19 protein-coding genes and 1 pseudogene are annotated in these 24,384 nt (G+C 70.9%); 13 read left to right on the top strand and 7 right to left on the bottom strand.

The features are described 5' to 3' along the window. The first annotated feature begins 234 nt into the window (after window positions 1-234). Together ABZ721_RS36525 and ABZ721_RS36520 are read left to right on the top strand one after the other, a co-directional pair. Complete coding sequence (locus tag ABZ721_RS36525; RefSeq protein ID WP_358793104.1) at window positions 235-2,955, top strand: beta-L-arabinofuranosidase domain-containing protein; 2,721 nt, start codon at window positions 235-237, stop codon at window positions 2,953-2,955. Between the two features lie 401 nt (window positions 2,956-3,356). Continuing rightward, window positions 3,357-3,560, top strand: coding sequence for a cold-shock protein (locus ABZ721_RS36520; protein WP_358793103.1), 204 nt, complete (start codon window positions 3,357-3,359; stop codon window positions 3,558-3,560). Window positions 3,561-3,931: 371 nt separating this feature from the next. Here ABZ721_RS36520 and ABZ721_RS36515 read toward each other — a convergent pair whose 3' ends face one another. Further along, a complete protein-coding gene (locus ABZ721_RS36515) occupies window positions 3,932-4,321 on the bottom strand; it encodes a hypothetical protein (protein WP_358793102.1) in 390 nt (129 codons plus the stop codon). A gap of 75 nt (window positions 4,322-4,396) precedes the next feature. Beyond that, window positions 4,397-5,239 carry a helix-turn-helix domain-containing protein gene (locus ABZ721_RS36510; RefSeq protein ID WP_358793101.1) on the bottom strand — a complete coding sequence of 281 codons (843 nt, stop codon included), beginning with the start codon at window positions 5,237-5,239 and terminating at the stop codon, window positions 4,397-4,399. A 695-nt stretch (window positions 5,240-5,934) separates the two neighbouring features. On the opposite strand from ABZ721_RS36510, the gene ABZ721_RS36505 reads away from it, so the two are divergent. Then, window positions 5,935-7,005, top strand: a complete 1,071-nt coding sequence (locus tag ABZ721_RS36505) for a polyprenyl synthetase family protein (protein ID WP_358793106.1) — start codon at window positions 5,935-5,937, stop codon at window positions 7,003-7,005. Between the two features lie 78 nt (window positions 7,006-7,083). Here ABZ721_RS36505 and ABZ721_RS36500 read toward each other — a convergent pair whose 3' ends face one another. Continuing rightward, window positions 7,084-8,412: an APC family permease gene (locus ABZ721_RS36500; protein ID WP_358793100.1), complete on the bottom strand. Its 1,329-nt coding sequence runs from the start codon at window positions 8,410-8,412 to the stop codon at window positions 7,084-7,086. 234 nt (window positions 8,413-8,646) lie between these two features. On the opposite strand from ABZ721_RS36500, the gene ABZ721_RS36495 reads away from it, so the two are divergent. Then, window positions 8,647-9,126: a hypothetical protein gene (locus ABZ721_RS36495; protein ID WP_358793099.1), complete on the top strand. Its 480-nt coding sequence runs from the start codon at window positions 8,647-8,649 to the stop codon at window positions 9,124-9,126. A gap of 189 nt (window positions 9,127-9,315) precedes the next feature. Here the strand turns inward: ABZ721_RS36495 and ABZ721_RS36490 are convergent, their stop codons facing one another. Further along, window positions 9,316-10,554 carry a PP2C family protein-serine/threonine phosphatase gene (locus tag ABZ721_RS36490; RefSeq protein WP_358793105.1) on the bottom strand — a complete coding sequence of 413 codons (1,239 nt, stop codon included), beginning with the start codon at window positions 10,552-10,554 and terminating at the stop codon, window positions 9,316-9,318. Between the two features lie 508 nt (window positions 10,555-11,062). On the opposite strand from ABZ721_RS36490, the gene ABZ721_RS36485 reads away from it, so the two are divergent. After that, window positions 11,063-11,758, top strand: coding sequence for a hypothetical protein (locus ABZ721_RS36485; RefSeq protein WP_358793098.1), 696 nt, complete (start codon window positions 11,063-11,065; stop codon window positions 11,756-11,758). 106 nt (window positions 11,759-11,864) lie between these two features. Here the strand turns inward: ABZ721_RS36485 and ABZ721_RS36480 are convergent, their stop codons facing one another. After that, entirely contained in the window at window positions 11,865-13,391 is a 1,527-nt protein-coding gene (locus ABZ721_RS36480; RefSeq protein WP_358793097.1) for a glycoside hydrolase family 43 protein, read from the bottom strand. Between the two features lie 598 nt (window positions 13,392-13,989). Here ABZ721_RS36480 and ABZ721_RS36475 point away from each other — a divergent pair. From ABZ721_RS36475 to sigJ, 6 genes are all read left to right on the top strand, one after another. Next, entirely contained in the window at window positions 13,990-15,822 is a 1,833-nt protein-coding gene (locus tag ABZ721_RS36475) for an adenylyl cyclase (RefSeq protein WP_358793096.1), read from the top strand. Window positions 15,823-16,739: 917 nt separating this feature from the next. Beyond that, window positions 16,740-17,363: a DUF3291 domain-containing protein gene (locus tag ABZ721_RS36470; protein ID WP_358793095.1), complete on the top strand. Its 624-nt coding sequence runs from the start codon at window positions 16,740-16,742 to the stop codon at window positions 17,361-17,363. A gap of 588 nt (window positions 17,364-17,951) precedes the next feature. Further along, window positions 17,952-19,136 carry an alpha-hydroxy-acid oxidizing protein gene (locus ABZ721_RS36465; protein WP_358793094.1) on the top strand — a complete coding sequence of 395 codons (1,185 nt, stop codon included), beginning with the start codon at window positions 17,952-17,954 and terminating at the stop codon, window positions 19,134-19,136. 157 nt (window positions 19,137-19,293) lie between these two features. Then, window positions 19,294-19,719, top strand: a complete 426-nt coding sequence (locus ABZ721_RS36460) for a hypothetical protein (protein WP_358793093.1) — start codon at window positions 19,294-19,296, stop codon at window positions 19,717-19,719. A gap of 11 nt (window positions 19,720-19,730) precedes the next feature. Further along, window positions 19,731-20,522: an NAD(P)H-binding protein gene (locus ABZ721_RS36455; RefSeq protein WP_358793092.1), complete on the top strand. Its 792-nt coding sequence runs from the start codon at window positions 19,731-19,733 to the stop codon at window positions 20,520-20,522. A gap of 7 nt (window positions 20,523-20,529) precedes the next feature. Next, window positions 20,530-21,483: an RNA polymerase sigma factor SigJ gene (gene sigJ / locus ABZ721_RS36450; RefSeq protein WP_358793091.1), complete on the top strand. Its 954-nt coding sequence runs from the start codon at window positions 20,530-20,532 to the stop codon at window positions 21,481-21,483. 68 nt (window positions 21,484-21,551) lie between these two features. Here the strand turns inward: sigJ and ABZ721_RS36445 are convergent, their stop codons facing one another. Further along, the gene (locus tag ABZ721_RS36445) at window positions 21,552-22,157 is read right to left on the bottom strand and encodes a TetR/AcrR family transcriptional regulator (RefSeq protein WP_358793090.1); all 606 of its coding nucleotides are present in this window, start codon (window positions 22,155-22,157) and stop codon (window positions 21,552-21,554) included. Window positions 22,158-22,225: 68 nt separating this feature from the next. Between ABZ721_RS36445 and ABZ721_RS36440 the strand changes: the two genes are divergently transcribed. Then, complete coding sequence (locus tag ABZ721_RS36440) at window positions 22,226-23,203, top strand: NAD(P)-dependent oxidoreductase (protein WP_358793089.1); 978 nt, start codon at window positions 22,226-22,228, stop codon at window positions 23,201-23,203. Between the two features lie 322 nt (window positions 23,204-23,525). Then, complete coding sequence (locus ABZ721_RS36435; protein WP_358793088.1) at window positions 23,526-23,903, top strand: nuclear transport factor 2 family protein; 378 nt, start codon at window positions 23,526-23,528, stop codon at window positions 23,901-23,903. Between the two features lie 153 nt (window positions 23,904-24,056). On the opposite strand, the pseudogene ABZ721_RS36430 reads toward ABZ721_RS36435, so the two are convergent. Continuing rightward, window positions 24,057-24,383, bottom strand: a pseudogene (locus tag ABZ721_RS36430) (transposase); the annotation flags it as partial. Between the last annotated feature and the right edge of the window lies 1 nt (window position 24,384).

Raw genomic sequence — 24,384 nt, 5'->3', positions numbered from 1 at the left:
CCGGTGCTGCAGGCGGTCGACGACGACCAGAGACAGCGGCTTGCCCCACTCGTGCCACGGTTCGCTCGCACTGTCGGTAATGGTCTGCGCGTCCACCCCACGTTTTCCGGCCGTCGACGCGGGCCCGCACGGGACGCGACCGCTCGCCGGCGACTTCTCCGCCGTGCGGCGATGCCTCCTGCCGCACGCCCGCTCCCGCCCCGATGTCTTCTCCTACCGACCTTGGAGATCGCCATGCCGGCTCACCCCCTCAGCCGCCGCACCATGATCAAGGCGACCGGTGTCGCGGCGGCGGCCGCAGTGGCCGGCCCGACCCTCGGCCCCGCCGCGGCCGCGGCGGAGGCTCCCGGGGCCCGGGCCGATGCCGGCGTGTCGACGCTGCCGTTCGACCTGGGTCAGGTCCGGCTCACCGGCAGCCGATGGCTCGACAACCAGAACCGCACCCTGACCTACCTCCGCTTCGTCGATGTCGAGCGGCTGCTGTACAACTTCCGCGCCAACCACCGGCTCTCCACCAACGCCGCGACGCCCACCGGAGGCTGGGACGACCCGGCCTTCCCCTTCCGCACCCACGTCCAGGGCCACTTCCTCACCGCCTGGGCGCAGGCCTATGCCGCGCTGGGGGACACCACCTGCCGCGACAAGGCCGAGCGCATGGTGGCCGAACTCGCCCGCTGCCAGGCCAACAACGCCGCCGCGGGCTTCTCCGCCGGCTACCTCTCCGGCTTCCCCGAGGCCGACTTCACCCGCCTCGAAGCCGGCACCCTCACCAACGGCAACGTCCCGTACTACTGCCTCCACAAGACCATGGCCGGCCTGCTCGACGTGTGGCGCCTGATCGGCAGCACGCAGGCCCGCGACGTGCTCCTCGCGCTCGCCGCCTGGGTCGACCGGCGCACCGCCCCCCTCAGCCGCAGCACGATGCAAGCGCTGCTGGGCGTCGAGTTCGGCGGCATGAACGCGGTCCTCGCCGACCTCTACCAACAGAGCGGCGACGCACGCTGGCTGACCACCGCTCAGCGCTTCGACCACGCCGCGGTCTTCGATCCCCTCGCAGCGAACCTGGACCAGCTGAGCGGCCTGCACGCCAACACGCAGGTGCCGAAGTGGATCGGAGCGGTCCGCGAGTACAAGGCCACCGGAACGACCCGGTACCGCGACATCGCCGCCAATGCCTGGACGATCTGCACCACCGCGCACACCTACGCCATCGGCGGCAACAGCCAAGCGGAACACTTCCGGGCCCCGAACGCCATCGCGGGCTTCCTCGTCAACGACACCTGCGAGCTCTGCAACTCCTACAACATGCTCAAACTGACCCGGGAACTATGGCAGCTGGACCCCGGCCGGGCGGCGTATTTCGACTTCTACGAGCAGGCGCTGCTCAACCATGTCGTCGGCGCCCAGAACCCGGCCGACCCGCACGGGCACGTCACCTACTTCACCCCCCTCAACCCCGGCGGCCGCCGCGGCGTGGGCCCGGCGTGGGGCGGTGGCACCTGGAGCACCGACTACGGCACCTTCTGGTGCTGCCAGGGCACGGGCGTGGAGTCCAACACCAAGCTGATGGACTCCATCTACTTCCACGACGGCACCACCCTGACGGTGAACCTGTTCCTGCCCTCCGTCCTGAACTGGACCCAGCGCGGCATCACGGTCACCCAGACCACCTCCTACCCCGCCGGCACCACCACGACGTTGCAGGTCACCGGCAGCGTTGGCGGGACGTGGTCGCTGCGCGTCCGCATCCCGGCATGGGCCGCGGGCGCCACCGTCAGCGTCAACGGCGTCACCCAACCCGTCGCGGCCGACCCGGGCACCTACGCCACCGTCACCCGGTCCTGGGCCGCCGGCGACACCGTCACCGTCACCCTCCCCATGCGGGTGACCCTGCGGACCGCCAACGACAACCCCGGGGTGGCGGCGGTCACCTACGGTCCCGTCGTCCTGGCGGGCAACTACGGCAGCTCCTCGCTGACCTCCCTCCCGGCCCTGGACCCCTCCTCGGTCACCCGGACCAGCAGCACCGCCCTGGCCTTCACGGCCACCGCCGACGGAACCCCCGTCGCCCTGGCCCCGTTCCACGACGCCCAGGGCTTCAACTACAGCGTCTACTGGCGGACCGGCAGTCCCGCCTTCCGTCTCGCCAACGCGGCCAGCGGACTCGTCCTCGGGATCCGGGACATGTCCACCGCCGACGGCGGCGCCGCCCTGCAGTGGACCGACTCCGGCACCGCCGACCACGACTGGGTCCTCATCGTCGACGGCACCGCCCTGCGGCTGCGCAACGCCAACAGCGGCAAGGTCCTTGGCGTGCAGGGCATGTCCGGAGCCGACAACGCCCCCATCCTGCAGTGGGCCGACAACGGCACCGCCGACCACCGGTGGACCGTGGTCGACGCCGGCAACGGCTACCACCACCTGCGCAACGTCCACACCGGCAAGCTGCTCGGCATCGCCGGCGGCTCCACCTCCAACGGTGCGGCCGCCGTGCAGGTGCCCGACACCGGTGCCGCCGCCCAGTGGGGGTTCGTCCCCAGTGGCGCCAAGCGCCTGCAGAACGTCGCCAGCGGCCGGGTCCTCGGGGTGAGGGACATGTCCACCGCCGACGGCGCGCTCGCCGTGCAGTGGGACGACAGCGGCACCGCCGACCACCTCTGGACGGCCGTGGTCGACACCGGCGGATACCTGCGCTGGCGCAACGCCCACAGCGGCAAGGTGCTCGCCGTGGAGAACGGCGGCACCGCCAACGGCGCCCGGATCGTGCAATGGGCGGACACCGGCACCGCGGATCACCGGTGGCGCCTGCGGCACGCCGGGGGCGACACCTTCCGGATCCAGTGCGCCGGCGGTGGCCGCGTCCTCGGCGTCTCCGGCGCCTCCACCGCCCAGGGAGCGCAGATCGTCCTCTGGGACGACAACGGCACCGAGGACCACCGGTGGCGGTTCATCTGACCTGGCGTCTGCCGCCGCTCCCCCGGCGGCAGACGGCCGGCAGACCGCCGCGGGGCGAAGGGGCCCATCCGCGGCCCGACCGCACCACCCCTGCGCGGAACCCTCGCTGCGTACCGCTCAATATCTGCGACTGCGGGATGAGGATTTGACGGCCCGCGCAGAGAGCGTTCCTGCGGCATTGGACAGAAGGTAATTCTATGGGCCATATGGGCCGCCCGGCCATGCTATCGTCGACTCAAGATTGCATTCATGATCTTCGAAACAGCATCGTCCTCGTCGCCACCTGCAGCCCCGGGAAACAGTTCTTCATTTCCCGCCGCTCATTCCGACAGGACAGCGTCGCGACGGCCCAATATCTCCGTACCGAGAATTCCGGCGTACGGGTCCCAAGGAGTAACGACATGGCGTCCGGCACCGTGAAATGGTTCAACGCGGCCAGGGGCTTCGGCTTCATCGCGCAGGACGGGGGCGGCACCGACGTGTACGCCCACTTCTCGAATATCGTGGGCCAAGGGTTTCTCGCACTGACCGAGGGCCAGCAGGTCGTCTTCGACATCGCGCCGGGCCCCAAGGGTCCGCACGCCGAGAACATCGCTCCCGCCTGAATACCGGCGGGCGCCCGTTCCGGGGCCGCCACCCGCTCCCCCGGCCGCCTTCTGACGGCTGTCCTTTCCTTTCCTCCTGCTCATACCGGCCCCGGTCGCCTATCTCTGACCCGCGGTGCACGGTAGGCCGCTGGGCTTGCTGACGGTCCCGCCGCTTCGCGTCCGCCTCCTTCGTGAGGCCGCAGGCTGCAACGTGAGCGCAACCGCCCGACAGCGCCACGGCCCGGACAGCGCTTTCGTCGTCAGGGGCGGCCTTGGCCAGTTCCTACGTGCCGCAGTGCTCGACGATGGCGCCGACGAGATGGTCCCGTGTGACGCCACGTGTTGCGGGCCGTGCATCGGCGTCCGGACCGACCAGATTGCGGGCGGCTTCACCAGCGGCGCACCTTGAACCTCAGATGCAGCACCCGGTTGCCCTGGATGACCACCTGGGGATCCTCCAGCAGCTGCTGGGAGACCACGACCACGTGGTCGCCCGCGGGCGGGCGACCCTCCCAACCGTTCACCAGGTCGAACTGGTGGCGGCCCATCACGATCACACCGATCGAGTCCCACACCGGCTGGACGTACGCCGCCGAAACACGTGAGAGCTTGAAGCCGCTCCCATCCTGGGAGTGGTCGTAGCCCCCGTCCCCGGCGCCGGTTTCCGTGAGCGGGGTGTCCCCGCTGAAGTACCAGTCGTGGAGCGGCCCGACTCCGTCGTTCTTGTCGGCGATGAAGCCGTCTACCGACACGACATTGTGCATGATCGCTGAGCCCATGAAGGTCTCCCCAAATCTGCAGGAATGGTCACCTCCGATTCTGTGGGCCTCCAGAAGCGTTGCGCTTGTAAAAAATCAAAATGCAGGCATCGGACCGTCGTCCGGCGGGAAATCCCGCTCGGGAGGGATCCGGCGTCTCAGCGCCAGGTACTCCGTCGGGGTGTGGCCGGTGAAGTCCTTGAACTCCTTGCTGAAGTGGGCCTGGTCGAAGTAGCCCGCGATGAGGGCGAGCTCCGTCCAGTCGACCGGGCGCATGGCGTCCACGGACCTGATCAGCTGTGCGAAGCGGTACCTCCGAGCCACCTTCTTCGGGGTGACCCCGACGTTCGCCTTGAACTGCGTGGCCAGGGTGGCGCTGCTGACTCCGACGGCGTCGCTCAGCGCACCGACGGGGACCGTGCCGTGGGAGGTCTCCAGCCATCCGCCGGTGTGCTGGACCAGGTCGAGCCCGCGCGACGGTGCCTCGGTCAGGCGCGAGCGCAGCTCCTCCTCCAGGATCCGCAGCGTCTCGGCGGTGGACCTGGCCTCGCCGACCTGGTTGCGGATCCGGTCCACGGACCCTTGCCACACGGCGTCGATGGGCACCCAACGGTCCCGCAACTCGGTCGCCGGCATGTCGACGAACGCCGCCATCCCCCAAGGCTTGAAGTGCACCCCGACGAGCCATACCCGCGTGGGGTACTCATAGAGGAAACGCCTCGTCCACAGACCCACGAACCACCCGTCCGACACCGCTTCCGGAGACACCGAAGGGTCGGAATCCCACAGGCGAGCAGGTTCACCCAGGTTGATGACCAGGTGCGCCGACGGCATCGGCGGGACGGCCATACGGCGGTGACCCGGCGCCCCGGTCAGGCAGTAGATGTCGTCGATGAACCAGTCGAGCGGCGGGGCGGGCACCCGGCCGACGTACTCCATGGACCCAGTATCGCCGACGCGGGTGCGGCCCGCCTCAGGCGTTTCGCACTCCGGCAGGCATCAACGATCGCATGACCTCGGTCGCTGCTTCGCACTGTGAGTCGGGGACAGGAGGCCGGGGCCTACCCGCGCGAAGCACCGGCGCGGGAGTTAGCCGGCGCCGTGGCACCGCCCTCCTCGTCGGACGGGATCGGCACAGATACGGGGACGCGCGGCCGGCAGGGGTGGGCCGGTCGCCGTCAGCGCGCTGACCAGACGGGGCAATCGAGCGCATGCGTGCGCGTCTCCAGAACCGTGCCCCCCAGCATGATCCGCCTGTCGAGCCGCGCGTCGCAGCAATCCACTTCGTGCGCCACCGCGACGGGTTCCGGGGCGTCCCGATCGGCCGACGGCGCTTTGGGGAGCTCTGGGGCCGGGGCGGACGTGGGCGCGAGTTGTTCATGCCGGGCGCGGGCCGAGCGCTGATGCCGTCGTCTCATACGCCCCATTGTGACCATATACCTCCCGTTGTTCGGCCCATGCGCGCCGTACACGGCATCCGGGCGCGTCGCCCCGCCGACCCGGGCCGCCGTCACCCTGCACGACGATGCCCGCCTGCGCCTGCTGACCCGGTCGCGGCAGCGACCGCGGGCACCGCCCCGTACCGTCGCACCTGTGACCACTGGCCTCGGCCGCTCGAGCAGGAAGACCGCATGATGACCCAGCAGATCCTTGACCGTGCCGCCGGATACGAGCGCCGGTTCAACGCGCTCTTCGAACAGTACTTCGCGACAGTCATCGCCGGGCTCAATGCGCCGTCGTTCAGCCGCTTCACCCCGGAGTGCATTCAGTTGCTGCGGGAGTTGTCCCTGCGCGGCGGAAAGCGGATGCGGGTCGTTCTGCTCCACGAGGCGGCGCGCCTGGTCACGGCGGACCCGGTCGCTGGCCTGGACGCCGCCGCACTGAGCATCGAACTGCTGCAGACCCACGGGTTGGTGCACGACGACCTCATCGACGACAGCTCCACCCGTCGCGGTGGGCCGTCCACCTACTACGCCTACCGCGAGCGCTTTCCCCGCCACCCGCAGACGGCCCTGGGGCTGACGGTGCTCGCGGGGGACCTCGCGCTGGCCCTGTCACTGCGGGTGCTACTGGAGGCGAAGGTTCCGGTGGGGGTGCGGCAGGCCATGGTCGCGGTGCAGACGCGGGCGGCAACCGACACGTTCATGGGTCAGATCATCGACCTGGAACGGGACTTCACTACCGCACCGGAGGAAGGGATCCTGCACTGCGTGGCCGACTACAAGTCCGCCCGCTACTCGATTCTGGCCCCCCTGCAGCTCGGCCTCCTGGCCGCGGGTGAGCAGCCGGCGCTCTTCGACCAGGAGCTGCGCGACTACGCACGGCTGGTGGGGATCTGCGGGCAGATGCGCGACGACTACCTGGACCTGTACGGGGACGCGGCCACCCTGGGCAAGCCGATCGGCACCGACCTCCGCGACGGCCGGCACAGCTACACCGTCCAGGCCCTGCTCGCTGCCGCCGACCCCGCCGAGCGGCGCACGGTGGAAGCGGTGCTCGGCGACCCGTCTTGCACGCCGGACGCCCTCGCCACCGTTCGGGCCATCGGCGAGCGCCGGGGCGTACCGGACACGATGCAGGCGGAGATGCACCGCTACGCGCAGCAGGCGGTCGCCGTGGCCGCGAGCTGGCGGCCACGGTGGCGGGACGAAGCGGTCACCTTCTTCGAGCAGGTGCCGTGGTGGATCGTCGGGCGCACCAGCTGACCCGTCGACGCGGGGTCGGGCATCAGGTCCTGCTTCGGCGCACTGTCGCAGGGTTGTCCGGCCCGCCGCGGCAGCGGTTCACCGGCGGTGGCGCCGGGAGCGGGCCGCGGCGACCACCCCCAGGGCCGCGCCGACCGCCAGGACGAGCAGCCCGCGCAGCCACACATCGCGGTCGATCTGGGTCGCGAGGACGACGCAGGACAGGGCGCCCAGGACCGGCACAGCGGTCGGCGCCCGGAAGTGGTCCTGGGGGACCGCGTCACGGCGCAGCACCAGCAGGGCGGTGTTGACGAGGAAGAAGACGACGAGGAGGAGCAGGACCAGGGTGGAGGCGAGGGTCGACACGTCGCCGGTCGCGGCGAGGAGCAGGGACAGGCCGGTGGTCGTGGCGATGGAGGCCCAGGGAGTGCGCCGGCCGGGTAGCACCTTGGTCAGGAAGCGCGGCAGGAGACCGTCCCGGGCCATGCCGTAGGCCAGCCGGGACGACATGATGCCGGTGAGCAGCGCGCCGTTGGCGACCGCGACCAAAGCGATGGCGCTGAAGAGTTGCGTGGGGATCCCGCCGGCCGCGCGGACGACCTCCAGCAGCGGTCCGCTGGACTCGACCAGCGTCCCGGTCGGCACGGCCGCCGCGGCGGCAGCGCCCACCAGCGCGTACACCACCCCTGCGGAGACCAGGGCGCCGAAGAGGGCTCGCGGATACGAGCGCCGGGGGTCACGGGTCTCTTCGGCGACGTTGACGGACGTCTCGAAGCCGACGAACGAGTAGTAGGCGAGCACGGCGCCGCTCAGCAGGGCGGCCAGGGGGCCGTCGTTCGCGGTGCCCAGATCCGTCAGCCGTCCCGTGTCGCCGTCGCCCCGCAGCACGATCCACGCGCCGAGCCCGATCACGAGCAGCAGTCCGCCGACCTCGATGACGGTGGCGACGACGTTGGCCCGGGTCGACTCGCTGATGCCGCGCGCGTTCAGCAGCGCCAGCGCGGTCAGAAAGACCACCGTCACCAGCGCCACGGGCAGCGAGACGAACTCGGTGAGGTAGTCGCCCGCGAAGCCGCGGGCCAGGGCGGCGACCGAGACGACGCCGGCGGCCAGCATGCAGAAACCGGCAAAGAAACCGGCGAACGGCCCGTAGGCCAGCGTCGTGTAATGGGACGCGCCGCCCGCGCGCGGGTACTTGGTGACCAGCTCGGCGTAGGAGGCTGCGGTCAGCAGGGCCAGGCACAGCGCCGCGAGCATAGGGGCCCAGACGGCACCCCCCGACTTGGCCGCGACCTGGCCCACCAGGACGTACACGCCCGCGCCGAGGACGTCGCCGAGGATGAAGAAGTACAGGAGCGGGGTGGTCAGGGCTTTCTTGAGCGCTGCTGGAGCGTCCGGTTGCGGGAGAGTGGTGGGGGAAGTCTTCACCGGGTGCCGCCTACCCGGTGAGCGGTCCGGTACGCGGGCCGTCCCCCGGATGCCCGCGAGGCGGGCGGGCGCCGGAAGGGGCCAGGATCGCGCCCCCCACCCGGCCCCGCTACCGCAACCGGCGGCCACGTCACCCTGATGCGCGCCGACCCACCCGCCCCCGGCCCCACTGACAGGCTTGTTCGAGCATGCGATCGTGAAGGCCCCGCCGATCCTCAGGAGATGGAGGCACCGATGGCCCTGTCCATCCTCCCCATTCCCGTACTGATCTGGATCATCGCCGCCCTGATCCCGATGCGCAGCGCCGCTGCGCGCCGGACATGGGCCGCTCTGATCATGATCGTCACGGTCATCGCCATCGTTTGGGCCATCAACTACGGCATGCAGCACGCCAACTCCTGGGCCGACGACGGCGACTACCCGGTCCCCGCGGAATGGGCGCCGGCGTTGTTCACCGCGGTCGGCCTGGGCCCCGGAGCCCTCGTGGCGCTGCTGCGCCTGGCGTTGTCCAAGCCCGACCCCGCACCGCACTACCCGCCACCGCTGTACTACCAGCAACCCCAGTCCCCACCGGCGTACTACCAGCCGCCGCAGTCCCCACCGCCCTACTACCAGCCGCCCCAGTCCTCGGTGCCCTATCAGCAGGCTCCGCACCCTCCGGCTTCCCCGGCGCCGCACGCCCCGCCACTCCCGGACCACCCGCCTACCGCATGACCACAGCGCTCCGCGACCGGCGCTGCCACCTGGCAGAGCACCCCCTCAACCTTCGCAAGCCCCGACACCACCGGCCATCTCCGATACGCTCGCACATCTGCTCAGAGCCTCCCCTGCGCCGCCGGGCGCCGTCCATGACATCACAACCGCGTGGCGGCACTGCCCGCATCACCGGCATCGCCAAAGCCGTCAGCGGCCGGAAGCGGACTGCGGCGTCCGTGACGGTTGTGAGGCGTCGGCGAGATCGGCGCCGGTGGCCGCGTCCCGCTCGGAGTGGCCGAGGCCGTGCCAGTCCAGGCACATGACGGTCGCATCGTCCTGCAGGTGTCCGTCATTGGCGCTGACGATCGCGGCGATGAGGGCACGGGCGGCCTCGCGGGGATGCAGTTCCCGGGTGCGCACGATCAGGTCCGGCAGATCCAGGCTGGCCGCGTTGCGCTCCAGCATGCCGTCGGTCAGCATGACCAGCCGGTCCCCCGGTCGCAGGTCCAGGGACTGGACGCGGTAGGTGTGCGCGACCGGGAAACCGAACGGCATGTCGACCTTCGGGGTGATCTCCTGCACTCGCCCGTCCCGCAGGCGCAGCGGCCAGGGGTGTCCGGCGTTGACGAACTCCGTCGTGCCGTCGATCAGGCTGATGCGCAGCAGTTGTCCGGTGACATAGCCCTGGCCGGCGTGCTCGCGCATGGCCTCATCCGCCTGGCGGGCCTGGTCCGCGAGGTCGCCACCCGCTCGCCGCGACCGGCGCAGGGCGCCCACCAGGAGGGTCGCCATGAGCGCGGCCTGGACATCGTGCCCCACGGCGTCGGTGACGGAGAGTTGGACGGTGTCCCGGTCGATCACGTAGTCGAAGGTGTCACCACCGACGAGGTCCGCGGGCTCCAGCGCGCCGGCCACCGCGAACTGCGCCGCCTCACACGCCAGCGACGCCGGCAGCAGCCGGTGCTGGATCTCCGCGGCCAGGCTGAGCGGGGTGGTCCGGCGGCCCCACTGGTACACGTCGGTGTAGGACCGGTTCGCGATGACGATGTACGCCAGCGCGTGCGCCGTCTCGCCGATCTCCCGCATCACCTGGGGGCTCGGTGCCGCGGGCAGGAACAGCTCCAGGAGCCCGATGGCGTCCCCGCGATTGGTCACCGGGGCCACCACGCGCACCAGCGAACCCTCCGCCCCCTGCTTGACGCCGGGCCGCTGGGTGCGGATCACGTCCTCGTACAGGGTGCCCTGCAACGCGATGCGCTGGGCCGGCTCATCGGTCTCCACACTGCCGGCTGCCCCCAGCCGCACGACGGAGCTGCCGGTGAAGTCCGTGATCAGGAATGACACCGATGCGGCACCGAGGTGGTCCTTGAGCATGCGCGCGACCACATCGAGCGACTCCACGGGCGCCGCGGCCTCCGCGGCCTGCAGCGTTCCCGCCAGCGTCATCGCCTGGCCTCGAAGGCTGTTGCCCTCGGAAAGACGTGAGACGTGCCCGCCGTCCCCGTCCGGCTCCCCTGCGCTCACAGCCACTCCTCCGTGCTCAATGACGACCAGGACGCCGTCTCGGATGCTCGCAGTGCCTGCGGCAGGTCCACCTGTGGAGGTCCCACCTCACCACAGAACCGCTGCGGCCCCGTACCTGACCCGGTCGGCCCGTCCCTCCCCGTCCAGGGCGGCGGCACCCGCCCCGGCGCGCGCGGTCCGTCCTGCTGCCCCCGAACAGCGTCAGGAGGCCCGCCAGGAGGAGGGCGCCGCAGCGCGGGGTGTACGGCCGGCAGGGCCAAGGAGGCTCGGGGGGATGGTGTCGGCGGAGCGCGCCCAACCGTCGGCGAAACCTTTACCCAGTACGACTGATCCGCCCAGACGGGTGGATGCGTTCGTGCGCGACCCTGGGGGCAAGGCGCAGGCCCCTATATCTGAGGCCGTCATATCGATCAGCTGATAGGTCCTCGCCATGTTGCAAGCAGCCCTTCGCGCCCTCGCCGCCGCCTCCCTTCTCTCGATCGCCACCATCGCCCCGGCCAACGCCGCCCCCGTCGCGGTCGACGACGAGTTGACGCGGCCCTGCGGACCCACCGTGGAATACCGCGCCTGGGACTGGTACCGCACGACGACCGACCGCAGGATCGACGTGGACGTCGCGGCCGGTGCGGCGGGCGAGCACTGGCAGTGGCGCAACGACACCAACACCCTGTGGCGCGGCGACACCCGGGAGTCCGTCGAGGCGATCTTCGCGTCGGGCTTCACGCCGCGCGGCGACCAGTTGTCGCCGCTCGCCGAGTACATCGTCAAGGGCGGAGGGCAGAACAGCGCGCACCTGAGCACCAGTTGTGAAAAGTGGGTGGCCCAGAAATTCGCCACCTACGGAGCGGCGAAGACCGGCTGGGTCTACGAGATCTACGCGCCCGGCGGCATCGATGTCAACGCCACCGCGCACCTGAACAACTACCAGTCGCCGTACCTGTGGAACAAGGAGGTCGACTTCCCCGGCGGGGTCAAGGGCCAGTACATCAAGGGGGCCTGCAAGTACCACCTGACCGGCACCGACCCGGACACCAAGGTCAGCTCGTGGGAGGAGCTCGGCTGCAAGAACAACGCCGGCTTCGCCCCGTTCAAGCTCGACGTGACCGCTCTCGCCGCGGCGCGCTGAGCCTGCCCCCTGCGGGGCTGTGTGGGTCGGCCGGGGCGCGCCCCGGTCGGCCCTGACCCGATCCCGATGTGCACTCAGGCACGAGTACCGGTCCGCGGGCGCCGCATCAGCCGTCCGCGGACCGGTACTCGCACCAGTCGACGTGAACGGTGCCCTCCCCCGCGTACACGCCGAGGACCCGCCCGGTGAAGCCGCCGGCGACCTCGGTGGACAGATAGCGGCCGTCGAGTTCGGCCAGGGCGACGAAACCGTCAGCGGGGTGGTCAAAACCGAGGGTGACGGTGTCGGGGCCGGTGCGGGCGTCGCGCACGACCTGCGTCGCGACGATCTCGATGCGCAGCACCAGGGGGCCCGGGGGCCGCGGCTGCGCGGCGAGGACGGTCCGCAGCGGGCCGATCCGGGCGACGGCCCGCACCTGCACCGCGTCGGCCTCGATCCCGTAGTGGTGCTCCTCGTCGAGGCGAACGGCCAGGCCGCCACGGCCCTCCGCCGGGTCGAGCAGGGCGCGCATCGCGCACGACGCGTCGGTCTGGCGGCGCCCGAGGAACACCGCGTCCGGGGCGCTCAGGTCGGCGCCGCGGGCGTGCAGCGTGAGCCAGCCGGGCCGGTCCTTGACGGAGAAGTGCTGCGGTGAGCGGTCCCGCAGGGAGATCCAGTGCGGGCGCAGCTCGCCGAGGTGGTCCACGTCGAAGTCGTCGCGGGCCGGGACGGCCGGCGTGGGCTGCAGGGGCCAGGGCAGTGCCGGCAACGTCAGGGACAGCTCGCCGACGACCGGCCAGCCGTCCTGCCAGGTCACCGGGGCGAGGAAGGTCTCCCGGCCCAGCACGTGCCAGCCGGGGCTGCCGCCGGACGGGCGGACGCCGAGCAGCAGCATCCACCACGAGCCGTCGGGGCCCTGCACCAGGTCGGCGTGGCCGGTGTTCTGGATGGGGTGCTCCGTGCTGCGATGCGACTGGATCGGGTTGGCGGGGCACGGCTCGAACGGTCCTTCGGGCGTGCGGGCGCGGGCGATGGAGACGCCGTGGCCGCGTTCGGTGCCGCCCTCGGCGATGAGCAGGTACCAGTAGGCGCCGATCCGGTAGAGGTGCGGTGCTTCGGGGGCCTTGGCGCCGGGTGTGCCGGACCAGAGGCGCCGGGTCGGGCCGAGGGCTCGGCCGGTGGCCGGGTCCAGGCGGCGCTGGGAGACGCCGGCGACCGTGCACCAGCAGGTCCCGTCCTCGTCCCAGGCCAGGTCGGGGTCGATGCCGGGGACGTCGGGTGCGAGGACCGGCGCCGACCAGGGGCCGGCCGGGTCGGTGGCCGTGACGATCAGATTGCCGTCCCCGCTGACGTTGGTGACGATCAGCCAGAAGTGCCCGTCGTGGTGGCGGAGGGTGGGAGCGTAGATACCGCCCGAGGAAGGCGCGTCCAGGGGAAGGCGCAGTTGCTCGGGGCGGTCCAGGGCGTTGCCGATCTGCGTCCAGTGCACCAGGTCGCGGCTGTGGAAGAGCGGGACGCCCGGGTAGTACTCGAAACTGGAGCAGGCCAGGTAGTAGTCGTCGCCCACCCGGCAGACGCTGGGATCGGGATGGAACCCCGGCAGGACCGGATTGGCGGGGGCGGCGGGCGCGGGCGGCGGTGTGGCGGTCGGCATCGCGGTAGGCCCTTCGGGAGGCGGCTGGGGTCGTTCGTGATCGGGACGGGTACAGGACGCGTCGGCCGCCCACGCGCTCTTCCGGATGGAGCGGTTGGGGCCTCTCCCCTGATGCCCCTCCCTCTGCGCTGCGGCCCGGGAGGGCGCCCAGTTGGTGAAGCGCTTCGACGTTGGGTGAGACTAACGATCCGTTGCTGATCCAACAAGGGAGACGGAGGTATCCCGGGCCTTTGACAGGACCTACGGCGCCACATTCCGAGTCGCGGCAGCCGCGCCTGCGGCAGAGACCGGACGGATCGCCGCCGTCGGAGTGGCCTCGACCCGACACGGCAGGACGGTTGATTCGAAGCGCTTCACTGCGGCGCGTCGCGCCGCAGCCGCCGCTCGGCCGGACCCCCAGTCCGACCGCCGCTCCGGCTCGCAAGGCCGATCTGGGTGCCGAAGGGCCGTCGCGGACCGACCGCCAACTCCCGGACCACAGGCCGCTGCCCGCCTATTGACGCCGCATACCCACGATGATTCACTCCAGCCTGAGAGCGCTCTCCCGTGGCTGAGGGACCAGCTGCGGCCGCCCCATCCACCACGTCCAGGGAGAGCTGTGTCTGTCATCCCCACTCGCCGTACCGTGCTGCGCGGCGCTGCCGTCGCCGCTGCGCTGCCGCTGGCCGGCGGCCTCTCCGCCGGATCGGCCTTCGCGTCGTCGTCCGCGTCCAGCTCGCCGTCGCACGGCTCCGTAAACGATTACGGCCACGGCGCCGCAGGACTCGGCCCGAACGTCCTGGTCTTCGACCCGTCCATGGGCGACGCCGCGATCCAGGCCAAGGTCGACGCCGTGTTCGCCCTCCAGGAGTCCAACCAGTTCGGCAGCGAGCGCTTCGCCCTGGCCTTCCGGCCGGGCACCTACCACGTCGACATCAACGTCGGCTTCTACACCCACGTCCTCGGTCTCGGCGCCGCTCCCGGCGATGTGGTGATCAACGGTCATGTCACAGTCGACGCCCAGTGGTTCGAGGGCAACGGCACCCAGAACTTCTGGCGCGCCGCGGAGAACCTGACCATCGTGCCGCCGGACGGCCTCAACCGCTGGGCCGTCGCCCAGGCGTGCCCGCTGCGCAGGGTCCACATCAAGGGCAACGCCACCTTGTGGCCGAGCCCGCCCGGCAACCGGTGGTCCAGTGGTGGGTATCTGGCCGACAGCGTGGTGGACGGCGATGTCGAGTCCGGCTCGCAGCAGCAGTGGCTGACCCGCAACACCACCATCGGCAGTTGGACCGGCGCCAACTGGAACATGGTCTTCGTCGGCGTGCAGGGCGCACCCGCCCAGTCCTTCCCGACGCCGCCCCACACCACCATCGACCGCACCCCGGTCGTCCGCGAGAAGCCGTTCCTGACCGTGGACCGGCACGGCTCCTACCAGGTCTTCGTGCCCGCGCTGCGCCGCAACTCCACCGGCACCACCTGGGCGAACGGACCGGCCGCGGGCCGCACGCTCGCCCTGTCCCGCTTCTTCGTGGCCAAACCCGGCGACTCCGCCGCCGCCATCAACCGCGCGCTGGCCCGCGGGCAGCACCTGCTGTTCACCCCCGGCATCTACAACCTGTCCTCGACGATCCGGGTCACCCGCCCCGGCACCGTCGTGCTGGGCCTGGGCTACACGACGCTGCGCTCGACCCACGGCAACACGCTGATCGAGGTCGCCGACGTCAGCGGCGTCACCGTCGCCGGCGTGCTCGTCGAGGCAGCCTCGGCGCACACCCCGGTACTGCTGCGGGTCGGCGCGGGGCGCAGTCGGCGCCGTCACGACGCGGATCCGACCGCGCTCTTCGACGTCTTCGCCCGGATCGGCGGCGCCATCGCCGGCGGCGCCGGCGTCAGCGTGCAGATCGACAGCAACGACGTCTTCTGCGACCACCTGTGGCTGTGGCGCGCCGACCACGGCCTGGACGGCACCGTCGGCTGGGCGGTCAACCCCGCCGACACCGGCTTGCTGGTCAACGGCGACCATGTCACCACGTACGGGTTGTTCGTGGAGCACTACCAGAAGTACGAAGTGCTGTGGAACGGCGACCACGGCCGCACGTACTTCTTCCAGAACGAGCACCCGTACGACGTGCCCACCCAGAGCGCCTGGGTGCACGGCTCCACCAAGGGCTACGCCGCCTACAAGGTCGCCGACCGGGTCAGAGACCACCATGCGTGGGGTCTGGGCAGCTACTGCTTCTTCAACCTCAACGCGGACATCTACACCGACCGCGCCTACGAGGTTCCCGACACGCCCGGCGTCATCTTCACCGACCTGATGACCGTCTGCCTCAACGGCCCGGGTGGCGGCGGCATCGTGCACTGCATCAACAATGCCGGCGACCCCGTCCAGAACGGCTTCGGGACCTACAACATGAAGGCGTACAGCAACGGCGAGAGCGTCGTCTGACCCCTTCCAACGCACCGACGAACACCGCGGGCGGGCCCTCGAAGGGGCCCGCCCGCGCGCGTCCGGGGGGCGGGCAGGGCGGACGGACGTCACGTGCTCTCCGCGAAGGGTGTCGCAGGGCCTGGGTCCGACCGATTCCCCACGTCGCCTGGCCCGCGCCATCGACCACCGCCACTCCGCCTGGCAGCCTCCACGGCGACATCGCCGGATGGCACGCACCGGCAGTGTGCACCCCCGCTCGCGATAGCGGCCGGACGAACGTGCCGAGCGCCAACAACTGTTCGACCTCACCCTTTCGGCCGTTGCGCGAGCTGTCCAAAAGGGCGCTGTTGTCGTGCCATGGGCGATCGGAGCATCGTTGAGGGCTAGCACGCCGGAGGAGGCTTCATGCTCGACGACTGACACCTGCCTCTTCCCCCTGCCGTGCCGCCCGAGCACGGCCTGCGGTGAGATTCAGCAAGCACGGCGCCGTCCACCGCCCCCACCCTGCCGACCACCCCTCACGCGTCCGATCAGACAGGTAGCGTGCGCCCGCGACGGACCACCGGGTGCCCGGGAGACCGGCCGTGCTCGAGGAGATCTCCCCCGGCCCTACCGCCCGACATCACGCAACAGGAGCGTCCCGCTGGAGGGAACTACGAATGCCGCCCGCACGAACACAACAGCACGAAGCCCTTGTCGAGGCGTTGGTGTCGTCCAGCGCCTTCGCGACTGCCGGGCCGCCCGTGCCGGCGGTGAGGTGAGCAGGTCGGGGCACGATGTCGGCGGCCGCCACCGGGTAGGCGTCCCCGTCGTCCAGCCCCGGGTAGCCGCTCCCGTAGCCCACCACCGTCGGCTGTGTCGCGCCGCGGCCGCCGAGCGCTGCACCCGGCGCGAACCGAACCGGGTGCACACCCGGCACCCCCAGGGAGAGACGCATGCCCCATCTTGCGCTGTACACCTTCGGCATCCTGAAGTCACCTCTCGCCGATCCCACACCCCTCACGCGCGAATTCCAGGACAGCGGTGAGCCGATCTACCGGTACATCGGCCAGCACCCTGGGCACCTCGCTCACGCTGCCGCGGCGGACGGCGCCCGGGGCACGCACTTCGACGCGGACTGGGGTGCATGGGGAGAGTTCGCGGTACCGACCTGGTATGGGAAGGGTCGTACCGCGGAAACCACCGCCCTGGCCGCGACTCTCTCCCTCTGGACCGACCTGCGCTCCGCCTTCGACGCCGTCTACACCGGTCTGCACCGGCAAGCGCTGAACAGGCGCTACGACTGGTTCGAGAAGACAGGACATCCCGGCTACGTGTTCTGGTGGGTCTCCGACGGCGCGATCCCCACCTGGCAGAGCGGGGTTTCCAAGCTGGAACACCTCCACGACCACGGCTCGGCGCCGCACGCCTTCACCTTCCGCCACCCGTTCTCCCCGGAGGGAACCCCCGCCAGGTTCGAAGGCATCGGCCCCCACAGCAAGGCGGCAACTGCCCCGCGACGCCACGACTACGTCGAGAGCGTCGGGCACGCCGCGACCCCATCTCGTCTCGTGGAATAGACAACGTTGTGAGGCCAGATGAAGCGAAGCCCTGACGGGGACCCGCGGGCGGCCTCCCGGCCACCGAGACTGGGCATCGGCCTCGGACGGGGACGGGGTGCCTGTTCGGCGTCGCGCCTACCTCATCGGGCGAAGAAGGCAACCTCGCTGAGCAGCGGTCAGGGTGTGTCCGTTTCGAGCGCCACCAAGCGCTCGCCCACTCGGCGCACGCCGGACATACTTGCTCCGCGTCGGATGCGATCGAGCCGATCCGCAGGGCCGCGTCGAGAACGGAACTTGCCGCGCGCGAAGACGACCTGCACAACGCCCTGGAGGCCTTCATCACCGCTGCAGCCGAGCACATTCGCTGACCCACCAGTGCGCGAACGCATCGGCTGTTCCCCTATCGCGCCTGGCGCCAGCGCGGGGGCTCCCGCCTCGGCCGGCGCTTCCCGATCGCCGGCGTCATCGTCGTCGCATCGGCGGCCAGGTGCGCCATCTGGAGTCACAGCCCGTTCGCTGCGTACTCTGCAGGGCCAGGCCGCCGACGCGAACACCCGTGGGTCGCGACGGCTCGAGCCCCGGGAACGAGCGAGGACGGCGACTGACATGCCCCAGCAGTTCGGTGACTACCAGTACGAGATCTACCTTGGCGGCCTCTCCGGTGTCATGCCGACGCTGCCGATGGATTTCGCGGGGCTGGAGGCGAAGGCACGGTCCGCGCTTCCGCCGTCGGTGTGGTCGTACGTGGCCGGCGGTGCGGGCGACGAGCACACCCAGCGGGCGAATGTCACGGCCTTCCAGCAGTGGGGACTGGTGCCGCGGATGATGGTCGGCGCCGCACAACGCGACCTGTCCGTGGACCTGTTCGGCCTCACGCTGCCCTCCCCGCTGTTCATGGCACCGGTCGGGGTGATCGGGCTGTGCGCCCAGGACGGGCACGGCGATCTCGCCACCGCCCGGGCCGCGGCCAGGACCGGGGTGCCGATGATCGCCTCGACCCTGACCGTCGACCCGTTGGAACAGGTCGCCGCCGAGTTCGGTGACACCCCCGGCTTCTTCCAGCTCTACACCCCCACCGACCGCGACCTCGCACAGAGCCTGGTCCACCGCGCGGAGGCGGCCGGGTTCCGGGGCATCGTGGTCACCCTGGACACCTGGATCACGGGCTGGCGTCCCCGTGACCTGGCCGCGAGCAACTTCCCCCAGCTCCGCGGCCACGCCTTGGCCAACTACACCTCCGATCCGGTGTTCCGGGCCCGCCTGGCCAAAGCCCCCGAGGAGGACGTGCGCGCCACGGTCATGGAGTGGGTGAGCGTCTTCGGCAACCCGCTCACCTGGGACGACCTTGCCTGGCTGCGCTCGCTCACCGATCTTCCGCTGATCCTCAAGGGGCTGTGCCACCCGGAGGACGTCCGCCGTGCCCGGGACGGGGGCGTCGACGGCATCTACTGCTCGAACCACGGCGGCCGCCAGGCCAACGGCGGGCTGCCCGCACTGGACGCGCTGCCGGGCGTGGTCGAGGCCGCCGACGGCCTCCCGGTGCTCTTCGACTCCGGCGTCCGCAGCGGCGCCGACGTCGTCAAGGCCCTGGCCCTCGGCGCCACCGCGGTCGGCGTCGGCCGCCCGTACGCCTACGGCCTCGCTCTCGGCGGCGAGGACGGTATCGTCCATGTGCTGCGTTCGCTGCTTGCCGAGGCCGACCTCATCATGGCCGTCGACGGATACCGGACGCCGGCCGACCTCACGGCACAGGGCGCCCTCCACCGGATCCGGCCCACCGGCGATGCGTGACCGTTCCCGACGGGCCGGGGTGTTCTTCCCCAGCACGCCCCCGGGCGACAGGCGGCGCCGGCCAGGAAGGTGAGCGACTCCTGGAGGCGGCGTCCGTGCTTTCCCTGCGGTCCGGGAGCCCACCTCACATCGGCGGGGGCTGCGGCGTCATAGAGGTATGAACCTGAAATTTCGGTACGTCGACCTCGGCCTGCTGGCCCTGGTGGGCCTGTACACAGGCAGCTGGGCCTACTTCTCCCCGAAGGGGTGGTACACGCGTTTTCCCGGCTTCGGACTGAGCTGGCTGCCGCAGCTGGGGCCGTACAACGAACACCTCGCCAAGGACGCCGGCGCCATGTTCCTGGCGCTGTCGGTGTTGACGCTCATCGCACTGGGCCAGGCGCGGAACAACCGCCTGGTACAGACGGCGGGTGCGGCATGGCTGGTGTTCAATGTGCTGCACTTCAGCTACCACGTACAGCATCTCGGCATGTACGGCACGCGCGACCAGGTGCTCAACGTTGTCTTCCTGGCCGCGCTGGTGCTGCTGGCGGCCCTGTTGCTGGTACCGATCCTCCCCGGCCGGCGAGGTGGGGCGCGATGAAGGAGGACAGCGTGAGCGCGACTGGCAGTACGCGGCGGGAGACGGGCATGCGGGTGGCCGTGGCCGGCGGAACCGGCCTGGTCGGCCGCTATGTGGTCGAGGAGCTGGTCGCGGCGGGTCAGGAACCCGTGGTGCTGGCCCGCTCTCGAGGAGTGGACCTCGTCGCGGGCGGCCCGTCGCTCGACGCCGCGATGGACGGCGTCGCGGCCATCATCGACGTGAGCAACGTGACGACGACAAACGCCAAGAAGGCCGTCGCGTTCTTCGACGCCACCGGGACCCACCTGCGGGACGCGGGGGCGCGGGCCGGGGTCCGCCACCACGTGGTGTTGTCGATCGTCGGCATCGACCGGGTCGGCCTGGGCTACTACCAGGGCAAGCTCCACCAGGAGGACGTGGTGATGAAGGGGCCGGCACCCTGGACGGTGCTGCGCGCCACGCAGTTCCACGAGTTCGCCGAGCAGGTGCTCGATCGCGTCCCGAAACCGCTCGCTGTGGTGCCCCGCATGCGGACCCAGCCGATCGCGGCCCGCGAAGTGGCCCAGTACCTCGTGCACCTCACCCTGGACCCGCCGCAGGGCATGGCTCCCGATCTCGCCGGGCCGCGCGTCGAGCAACTCGTCGACATGGTGCGCCGGCTGCTGCGCGCCCGGCAGCAGCGCCGTCTGCTGGTGCCCGTGACGATGCCCGGTGCCACCGGCGCGGCGATGACCGGGGACGGGCAGCTGCCGGACGGTCCGGGGCCCCGCGGCACCCAGACCTTCGACGCATGGCTCGCCCAGTACGGCACCCAGGAGGGATGACACCGCCGTGACCACCCCACCCGGTCCCGCCCAGGACCCCACTTTCGGTGACCTCATCGCCGAGCGGCGCCGGCTGCTCAACGTCGGATACCGGATGCTCGGTTCGGTGCAGGACGCCGAGGATGTCGTCCAGGAGACGTACGCCCGCTGGTACGCCCTGCCGGAAGAGGGCCAGCGGGCGATCGAGGTACCACTGGCCTGGATGACCCGGGTCGCCTCCCGCATCTGCCTCGACCAGCTCGCCTCGGCGCGGGTCCGCCGTGAGCGCTACATCGGGGAGTGGCTGCCCGAACCCGTTCGGCACGGCGCCCGATGGACCAGCGCCGGCGGGGCGGGTGCGGACGATCCGGCGGACCGGATCACCCTGGACGAGTCGGTGAGTATGGGGATGCTGGTGGTGCTGGAGTCCATCACACCCGCGGAACGCGTGGCCTTCGTCCTCCACGACGTGTTCGGCCTGCCGTTCACCGAGATCGCCGAGACGGTGGGCCGCACGCCCGCGGCCTGCCGCCAGCTCGCCTCGTCCGCCCGGCGGCGCCTGGCTGACCGGCAGCCCGGCAACAGCACCGTGCAGGAACACCGCCGGCTCCTGTCCGCCTTCCGTCAGGCGTGCGAGACCGGCGACCTCGACGCGCTCGTGACGCTGCTCGATCCCGATGTCGAGTCGCACAGTGACGGCGGCGGCAAGGTCCGGGCGGCGCTGCGCCCGGTGGTCGGCCGGGACAAGGTGGCCCGTCTGTTCCTCGGTCTCATGCGCAAGGAACCCGAGATGGAGTTCGTCGAGGACGAGGTGAACGGTACGCCCGGCGCGGCCGTGCGCATCGGGGGCACCACCATCGCCGTCCTCGCCCTGGAGGTGCACGACGGCCTGATCACCCAGTTGTGGCTGGTGGTGAACCCGGACAAGCTCCATGCGTGGACCGGCCACGACACCGCGGCCGGCGCGGGCCCACCGGCCTGAGCCGGTGGGCCTCGGGTATTTCGGGCCGGTCCGTACTCACCGGCCTGGCGGGAGATGCCCGCACGGGCTCACCCGGTGTTCATCACCGCGGCGTCGAGGAGGGGCCCGAGCTCGCGCACGACCGTAGCCAGGGCCCGTGTGTCCTGTTCGGCCCGGGCGAGGAGGATCGCGCCCTCCAGCGCGCTGATCATCAGCGTTGCCAAGGCCTCGGCCCGGCCCGGGGCGACCCCCATCTCCGTCAGGGCCGCGGCGACCGACTCCGTCCAGGTGGCGAAGGCGCCGGACGCCGCTTTCCGGGTGGATGCGACGCTCTCCGCGCAGTCCACCGTCGCCGCGGCCACCGGGCAGCCCCCGGCGAAACCGTCGCGCTGGTACTCGTCCGTCCACTGCCGCACCATCTCGGCGAACAGGCCGCTGGGGGTCGGCTCGGGCAACGCGGCAAGGAAGCGGCCGACCCGGTTGCCCGCGTACCGGCCGCCCCAGGTGACGGCCTCGTTGACCAACTGCTCCTTGCCGCCGGGGAAGTAGTACTGGAGGGAGCCGCGCGGGGCCTGCGCGTTGGCCGCCACCTCACGCATCCCCGCCGCCCCCACCCCGCCGCGCCGCATGAGCTGGGCGGCGCTGAAGACCATGCGCTCGCGCGGCCCGCGCCGGGACGTGCCCTCGCCCGCCATCTCGTTCCTCGTCCCGCTCGGCGCCACTTCCGAGGCAACCCTATGACCGGCGTCATACTTCCTCTACTATGACGACTGTCATAGCCGGAGGTGGCGCCGGCCGGACCTCGGCTCGCGCCCGACAGGAACAGCAGGTGAGCGTGGCGTACGCGGGTTTCATCGGCCTGGGAACCATGGGGCAGCCCATGGCTCTCAACCTCGCCCGGGCCGGAACGCCCCTGATCGTCTGGAACCGCACCCCGGCCCGGTGCGAACCCCTCAGAGCCGCCGGCGCAAAGGTCGCGGCGAGTGCCGCCGAGGTCTTCGCCCGCGCCGACACCGTGATCCTCATGCTGGGCGACGCGTTGGCCGTCGACGCGGTTCTGGGACGGGGCACTCCGGCCTTCACCGCGCACGTCGACGGGCACACCATCGTCCATATGGGCACGACCTCCCCGGACTACTCCGCCGGCCTGCAGAGCGCCGTGCGCGCCGCGGGCGGGCGGTATGTCGAGGCCCCGGTCTCCGGATCGCGCGTCCCCGCCCAGGACGGGGACCTGGTGCTGATGCTCGCGGGCGACGAGCCCACCGTCGCGACCGTACGTCCCCTGCTCGCTCCGCTGTGCCGCGAGATGGTGGACTGCGGTCAGGTCCCGGACGCCCTGCTCATGAAGCTGTCGGTGAACCTGTTTCTGATCACGCTGGTCACCGGCCTGACCGAGGCGTTCCACTTTGCCGACCAGCACCGCGTCGACCGGGGCCGACTCCTGGCGGCACTGGACGCCGGGCCGATGGCCAGTGCCGTCTCGCGCGGCAAGGCGGCCAAGCTCCTGGACCGCGATTTCACCGTCCAAGCGGCGGCCACCGATGTCCTGGAGAACAACCGGCTGATCGCGGAGGCAGCCCGAAAGGCCGGAATGGCGTCCCCCCTCCTCGACACCTGCCACCTCCTGTTCAGCGAGACCGTGGCCCGGGGACACGGACGGGAGGACATGGTGGCCGTCCTGCACGCCCTCGAGGCCCGGACCGAGCGAGCGCACGACCTCCCCCTGCGGGAGGACACCTGACGACGCTGACGGGGACGGGCGGGCCCGTCCCCGTCAGCGAGGCCTCTCGCGCTCGCGTCAGGCGGCGTAGGGATTGCAGGAAGGGCGGGAGGTAGTGCAGTTGTCGAATGTCTTGTCACGGCAGACGGTCACCCGCACGAAGTACATGTAGCCCCCGGAGGTGCCTGCCGGGCAGGAGGGCTACTGCCGCACCGCGGCCCCCGCGGTCATCGCCGCCATCAGCCGTCCCTTTCACTAGAGCTGCGACCGGGATAGTTCACCGTGGTCGGGATACGGCTCACGGGACGAGCGCGGTCCGCGAGGCGACTGGTATTACTGGTGCATGCAGGAAGAAACCGCGCAGTCCGCGATCGACACGTTCATCTCCGCGTTCAACGCCTCGGACGACAGCTGTGTGACTGCGCTGCTCTCCCAGGCCCTGACCTCGGACGTGGTCTTCTGGGGACCGTTGGGCCGCTGTGAGGGGATCGAGGCGGTCGAGCGGTTCGTGCTGGACATCCGGCGCCATCCCGCGGGGACCGGCACGATGGTGCGCTGTTCGGCGGTGGACATGCCGGACGAGTGGGCCCGGTACCAGTGGGTCTTCACGACGCCGGATGGAGGCCCCCGCCTGGCGGGAACGGACGTCGTCCATCTGCGGCGGAGCCTCATCGACCAGGTCATCGTCTTCGCGGGGGAGATCGAGCCGTCCGCCTCCTGAGTCATTCTCCTCTGGCGCCGTCCTTCCCCTGATCCGGCCCTGTTCGGGGCTCCGGGTCTGCCCACCCGAGATCATCTTCACAACGCTTCGGTCGTCCGCGCTTGGCCACGAGCGGACCGATGATGCGCTGCGGCTGTGTAAGTTCGCGACTGGTCAGGCTGCGGTGTTGAAGGGGCGTCCGTCCCCACGGATGCTCTTCTCCCTTCGGATGCGGGCGCGTTCCTGGCGTTCGGCGGCCAGGACGTCGCGGTGGCGGGCGTTGGCGTTGCGCCGGCGCAGACAGGCGTGCAGGGCTCGTGTCTGCACGGGGTGGTTGGGGTGGTTGGAGTTGGCGATGGTGAACTGCCTCAGCGGTCCGAAGTGGGCCTCGATGGGGTTGGCCCAAGAGGCCTAGGTAGGGGTGAAGCACAGCTCGACCTTGTGCTTTGTAGCCCAGCGGCGGATGTCGGTGCCTTTGTGGGCGGACAGGTTGTCCAGGACC

It is taken from the genome of Streptomyces sp. NPDC006733 (assembly GCF_040636125.1).
Classification (GTDB): domain Bacteria; phylum Actinomycetota; class Actinomycetes; order Streptomycetales; family Streptomycetaceae; genus Actinacidiphila.
This window is presented reverse-complemented; position numbering and strand designations above follow the sequence as displayed.